This is a genomic window from Rhodovulum sp. 12E13 (assembly GCF_003340565.1).
GTDB lineage: Bacteria > Pseudomonadota > Alphaproteobacteria > Rhodobacterales > Rhodobacteraceae > HLUCCA09.
In genome coordinates, this window is sequence record NZ_QPLK01000060.1 from 1 (window position 1) to 6399 (window position 6399).

A 6399-nucleotide genomic window follows, 5' to 3' on the forward strand; every position below is an offset into this window, starting at 1 on the left:
GAGCAACTCGACCTGTTCGAAGCATTGAGCCTGCCGAAACCCGCCTGACGCACCTTGTCGTCACAAAAACGCGAACTCCCCGCCAACAATATCAATCGCTTATCGGATCAACTGTCGAACTTCGGTGCACGGTCAGAAGGCGCCCTTGCGGTTCGCCGGCCGAAGGATCCGGTCGGGACAGCCCGGGGATGTCCGTGAACCGGATTGCGAGCGTCGCACCAACACGAATGGGCGTGAGCGCGCCACGATCGATCAATCGGCGCACCGTGCGCGGCGACACCTGCAGAACGGCCGCTGTATCCTGCAATGACAAAAGGCTGTCGGCTTTCATTTCTCGATCTCCACGAATGCGATTGCTTTCGAGATGAAGATAGGTCCGCTGGCCGGTCGCCGGAAATCTGGTGTACGGAGACTGCCGGACATCCGGACATTTCCCCTGAAGGGGAATGTCCGGATGTCCGGCAGGCCGACACGGATACGTTTTCGTGATCCCGTTTTGGTCCAGCGACCGACGGGACCATTGTCCCACTGTCCGATTGACGGACATCGTTCCCACTGCACTCGGAAGGCGCCACCGCCCATGCACTCTCTGGACCAGGACACCTCGCTCTCGGCGCGCATCAATTCAATCTATGCAGATGCGCGCAATCATTCCCCCAGCCTGAAAACCGATTACGTCGTCAAGGGATGGTTCTACAGGGGGGAGACCTCCCTCGTGTATGGACCTTCGAATGTCGGCAAATCCGCGTTCGCCGGCATGATCGGCAGGGCCGTCGTCCTCAGGGCCGGTGCGCTTGGGGCACGTGTCCAATGCGGCCTCGTCGTGCATGTGGCGGCGGAAGCGCCAAAGGCGATTCTCGATCGCACGACGGCCTACGAGATCAATAGGGACGAAGCGGTCCATCCCTATCTGGTCCGTCAAGCCCCCGTCGACTTCTCGGATGAAGCGGAAGTCGGCATATTCCTGCAGGAACTCCGCCAACTGCAGGAACGCCATCACGCCGACATCGCGCTCATCATCCTCGATACGCTGTCACGGTCGATCGGGATCGCAGACGAGAACAATGCGGGCGAAATGACCCGCGTCGTGACGCAACTGGAACGTGTGGCGCGGGGCGTTCAGGCTCACGTCATGTGCGTGCATCACACGGGAAAAGACGCGGATCGCGGCGGGCGGGGCTCCTCGGCTCTGCGCAGCGCGGTGGATACCGAAGTGCGTCTCGCGCCTCAGGAGGGCAGCGTTCGGGTTTCCTGCGATAAACAGCGCAACGAAGCGAAGCCCGCCCCGCGGGCGTTCAGGCTCGACGCCGTGACGCTGGGCGACGACCAGGACGGCGATCCCCGGACGACGGTCGTCGCGCTGGAGACCGAGCCGTCCGCCAGCGAGACGCAGAAACAAGGCCGGGGGGCGCAATCGGATCACCACGCGGTCATCCGGACCGTCGTTTCGCTGGTCGCCACAAACCGGGTTTCATCTTTCGACAAGAGATTCTCGGCGGGCGACCTGGCCCGACTGCTGCCGGAAAACCTCCTCGAAGGGGCCAACGAAGAGGCGCGGCGGAAGAGCGTTGCCAGGGTCCTCGGCAAACTGGCGCTGGACCCGACCCCGATCGTCGCGAAAGAGGGAAATCGCTGGCGCGTGACCTGCTGAGAATTTCGACCTTCATTTTGCTCGAATTCTCTCGCGGCGACCAGAGGTCTTGATCGAGCGAAATCGCCACCGGGGACAAGCGAAGCTCCGGTGTGTTTCCAGTTCACAGCAGTCCGGATTGTTTCGTGGCGCCCTGTGCATGTCCATGTCATGCGACAGGCAGGATCTCCCGCCGCCCATCGGCGCAAGGGGAAGCAACGTAAGCCTTCTGCGCTCAAGTGCTTCCACCCATCTGCTTTTCAGGCACCGCTGGTTGGCTGACATGCCGCGCCGGGGGTGCCGAAGGGAAGTGGTTTTGTCGGTTCGCCGGTCAGAACCATCTCTCGACCGGCTCTGCCGGTCATCTGCCGCAGGAGGCGGTCTCGATGGCCACAGGGTCGGTTCTGCGCAAAGAGCGCCATTGGCGCCTTTTGCGCGGATCTGGTTATCTTCCCCCGTGAGGGGTCAGGATAGCCCTGCGCAAGCAGGAGCCTGCGTGATTGTCCCCCGTGAGGGGTCAGGATAGCCCTGCGCAAGCAGGAGCCTGCGTGATTGTCCCCCGTGAGGGGTCAGGATAGCCCTGCGCAAGCAGGAGCCTGCGTGATTGTCCCCCATGAGGGGTCAGGATAGCCCTGCGCAAGCAGGAGCCTGTGTGACTGTCGCCCATGAGGGGTCAGGAAATACCCTCGAAATTCGAGGGCCTGTGTTATCTTCCCCCCTGAGGGCTCGAAAGGGATGGCCAGATCGGTCATCCCTTTCGTCTTTTGAGGATGCGTCTTGTCCGCGTACACATGAAAGCGATGCCATCACAAGCCTGGCCACGTCGACGAGCGAGGAAGCCTCGTGCGCAGGCGAGCCGGCTTCGTCTTGGGCGTGTCGTACCGGATGGCCTTGCGGGTCTCCATTCGCGGTAGCGTTTGTGCAGGAAGTCCCGCGACCTCGACATCGGCGAGGCGGCAGACCGGCGGAGCGGAGCCCGGCTGTCGAAATCGATACGTTCGCCTGGTCGGACGGTCGACCCGGCGATACGAAACCGACGTGATGCCTCCGGACGACCCTCAAGAATCCGCTCATTGCCCGGTCTGCCGTCTCGTGGGGCAGGATCCGGCGGTCGTTCGCGGACAGATCGACGGGTGCGCCGTCGTCGCGCCTCGGCGCCATGTCGGGCGGCTGGCCGATCTCGATTTCGCGGAGGCGTCGGCGGTCATGGCCGCGATCGCCGAGCAGCTCGACGGCTGCCCGCCGGGCGCGACGCCCTTCATCGTGCAGACGGGCGGGCATTTCCATCTGCGGCTCGGGGCGACGGACTCGGGGCATCCGCCGGGGAGGCTCGTGTGTGGCGGCGGCGACCCGTTTCTGGGTCATCTCGTCGGGCATCTCGACCGGGCGGAAGCGGTGGACCTCGCTGTCGCCTTCGCGCTCGAAAGCGGCGTCGCGCTGGTGCGCCCGTACCTCCAGGATCTGCTCGATCGACGGGGGCGCCTGCGGCTCGTGGTCGGCGACTACCTCGACGTGACCGAGCCGGCCGCGCTGCGCATGCTGATGGATCTGGACGGCGACGTGCACCGGCATGTCTTCGAGACGCGCGGGGGCTCCTTCCACGTCAAATCGTGGATCTTTCGCGCTCGCGGCTGCGGCGACGCCGTCGTCGGGTCGTCGAATCTGACCCGCGTGGCGCTGACCGACGGCGTGGAGTGGAACCTCTCGACCGGCCCGGATCCGGCGCGATGGGGGGCTGTGGGGGAGGCGTTCGAGGCGCTTCTGCACCACCCTAACGTCCGCCCCCTCGATAGCGCCTGGATCGACGCCTACGCCGCGCGCCGCAGCGTTCAGGATCCGCCGGCCTACACCAAAGCGGTGCGCGACGAGAGCCCGCCCGACCCGCCGCCTGAGCCGCACGCGATCCAGCGCCGGGCGCTGCAGACCCTGGAGGGCGCGCGCGACGGCGGCGCGCGCGCCGGGCTCGTCGTTCTCGCGACCGGGCTCGGAAAGACCTGGCTCGCTGCGTTCGACAGCGTGCCCTTCGGCCGCGTGCTGTTCGTCGCCCATCGCGACGAGATCCTCACCCAGGCCATGGCGACGTTCCGGCGGATCCGGCCCGAGGCGCGGTTCGGCCGCTACGACGGGGGCGAGAAGGTGGCCGATGCCGACATCGTCTTCGCCTCCGTGCAGACGCTCGGCCGAATGGCCCATCTCGAGCGCTTCGCGCCGGACACGTTCGACTACATCGTGGTCGACGAGTTCCACCATGCCGCCGCCGCCACCTACCGCCGTGTCATCGGGCATTTCGCGCCGCGGTTCCTGCTGGGGCTCACGGCGACGCCCGAGCGCACCGATGGCGGCGACCTCCTGCACCTGTGCGACCATAACCTCGTCTTCCGGTGCGACTTGTTCGAGGGGATCGAGGAGGGCCTGCTCGCGCCTTTCCGGTACTGGGGGGTGCCCGACCCGGTGGACTACGCGCAGATCCCGTGGCGAAGCACGCGTTTCGACGAGGTGGAGCTCACCAGTGCGCTCGCCACGGAGGCCAGGGCGCGCAACGCGCTGGAGCAGTTCAGGCGACGCGGCGCCGGCCCGGCGCTGGGGTTCTGCTGCACCGTCGCGCATGCCGACTTCATGGCCGACTTCTTCCGGCAGGCCGGGCTGCGTGCCGCCGCGGTTCATTCCGGGCCGGCATCGGCGCCCCGTACCTCCTCGCTCGAGGCGCTCGGGCGAGGTGAGCTCGAGATCGTCTTCGCCGTCGACATGTTCAACGAGGGCGTCGACGTGCCCGCTATCGGCACGGTGCTGATGCTCCGCCCGACCGAGAGCCCCATCGTCTGGCTGCAACAGCTCGGCCGCGGCCTCAGGCGCGCCGAGGGGAAGGACGCGCTGCACGTCGTCGACTACATCGGCAATCACCGTTCCTTCCTGACGAAGGTGCGCGCGCTGCTCGCCGCGCCGGAGGGCGACCGCGCGCTCGCCGCCCGCCTCGAGGCGGCGATCGCGGGCGACGCCGGCCTGCCGGACGGTTGCGCCGTCACCTACGATCTCGAAGCCGTCGACATCCTCCGTTCCTTGCTCCGAGTGCGCGACCTCGACGACGACATGGAGGCGTTCTTCGCCGATTTCCGCCTGCGCCACGGCCGGCGGCCGACAGCCCTGGAAACCTGGATGTCCGACTTCGACCCGAAGGCGCCGAACCACGGCGGCTGGCTGGGGTTCCTGGTCCACATGGGCGAGCCCGTGGACCGTAGGTTGGCCGAGGCGCTGCGCGGCCTCGCTGCCGACATCGCCCGACGCGCAGACGCGGACGCGCTCCACTGGCTCGCCGCAGCCCTTCGTGCCGGCCTCGCCACGGGCGGCGCTGATCCGCAAAGGATCGCTACCGAGGCGAGCGAGGACGCCGGCACGATCTGGGCGATGCACCTCGCCGAGCGCGACGGGCGCCTCGCGCTCGCCCGCGTTCCGGACGGCATGCAGGCCGATGCCCAGACGCTGATCGACGAGCTGATCGAATGGCGACTCGCAACCATCATCGACGAGATCGCGATGCCCCAACGGGAGGTCGCCGAGGCGCCGGCGCCCTACCTCCCGGCGGAGGGACCGGTTCTGTGGCGGAGCTACGAGCGCAGAGAAATTCCCCGGCTCTTCGGCGCGACATTCAACGAGGGTGCGTGGAACGCCGGCATCGTGCGGCTGGCCAATCGGCTGATCCTCTTGACGACGTTGCGGAAGGGCGCGCTCGCGACGGGCAACCATTACGAAGACGCCTTCCTCGACGCGCAGACGGTTCAGTGGCAGAGCCAGACCCGGACCCGCCAGGACTCGCGGCACGGCGCCATGATTTCCGGCCGCGAGCCCGGCGCCGAAGTCCATCTTTTCGTGCGCTCGGGCAAGCTGCGGCAGGGCCGCGCGGCCCCGTTCATCTACTGTGGCCCGGTGCGCTTCCTCGACTGGGAGGGCGAACAGCCCATCACCGTTCGGTTTCGGCTGCCCGAGCCCGTCCCCGAGCATCTGCGCCGCTCCTTCGCCGTGCCCGACTGACATTGGGGTCACGTCGTGGATGCGTGCCCGGGCTCATCCTTGGCGTGCGAGGTCGGAAATCGCCGACCCGATCACCGTGCGCACATCCTGCCCGGTCCGCGCGAAGCCGAGGAGGCGCGCCGTGGCGACGACGAGGTCGTCGTGATTCATGCGACCGCTTTCCGCGAGAATTCTCTCGGCCGCAGCCCGGATCTCGATCGGAGGGAGGTATTCGGCCCGGGTGGTCGGCGTGCTCTCCGCCGACCTGTCGCGTACCTGCGGTGCCGCGCGCTGTTCGACCGTCATGACGAAGGCGTCCAGAGCGAGCAGGCGGCCGTTGTGGTTCGGCTTTGAATGGTGACCCCTGTCAGTCTCGGTCCAAGCCTTGGAAAACGCAACGCAAAGCGCTCCCTTCACGGGGTCCCGATCGGCGCCGATAGGGATCGCGCGATTGCCTCGAAAATGCGGCGTCTTCAACTGCTTGCGACCAAGTGAGGTGGGGTGCCAGTTCAGAGCCGATCCACAGAGATACGCCCGACGGGTGATCATCCGGGGATCCGCCTACATTAACAGGCCGCTGAAGAAGTGCGGCTGGAAGGACGTTTTTCCGGGCGCGGGTTTCCAAGTTGAGGCGGTGGCGGCCCGGGACGTGTGGATCGGTTCCGAGATGCCCCGTGTTTCAGGCCGCCAGAAGCTTCGGCAGCCTGGCCAGATTGCAGGCCGCCATGGTCATCGTGAACTGCGCGCGGACCCTGTCGAGGCCG

Annotated in this window: 5 protein-coding genes; 3 read left to right on the forward strand and 2 right to left on the reverse strand. The window is 66.7% G+C overall.

What is annotated here, in order from left to right:
• Nucleotides 1-91: 91 nt before the first annotated feature.
• Nucleotides 92-331, reverse strand: a complete 240-nt coding sequence (locus tag DLJ49_RS21955; RefSeq protein ID WP_158547532.1) for a helix-turn-helix domain-containing protein — start codon at nt 329-331, stop codon at nt 92-94.
• Nucleotides 332-580: 249 nt separating this feature from the next.
• On the opposite strand from DLJ49_RS21955, the gene DLJ49_RS20435 reads away from it, so the two are divergent.
• Nucleotides 581-1651, forward strand: coding sequence for an AAA family ATPase (locus tag DLJ49_RS20435; RefSeq protein ID WP_158547533.1), 1071 nt, complete (start codon nt 581-583; stop codon nt 1649-1651).
• Between the two features lie 1071 nt (nt 1652-2722).
• Entirely contained in the window at nt 2723-5656 is a 2934-nt protein-coding gene (locus tag DLJ49_RS20440) for a DUF3427 domain-containing protein (protein ID WP_233489353.1), read from the forward strand.
• A gap of 33 nt (nt 5657-5689) precedes the next feature.
• On the opposite strand, the gene DLJ49_RS21560 is transcribed toward DLJ49_RS20440, so the two are convergent.
• A complete protein-coding gene (locus tag DLJ49_RS21560) occupies nt 5690-6184 on the reverse strand; it encodes a hypothetical protein (protein ID WP_147277380.1) in 495 nt (164 codons plus the stop codon).
• Between DLJ49_RS21560 and DLJ49_RS22625 the strand changes: the two genes are divergently transcribed.
• Nucleotides 6177-6399: hypothetical protein (locus DLJ49_RS22625; protein ID WP_233489355.1), on the forward strand; the 223-nt coding region annotated here is incomplete at its 3' end. The two genes, DLJ49_RS21560 and DLJ49_RS22625, sit on opposite strands and share 8 nt — an antisense overlap.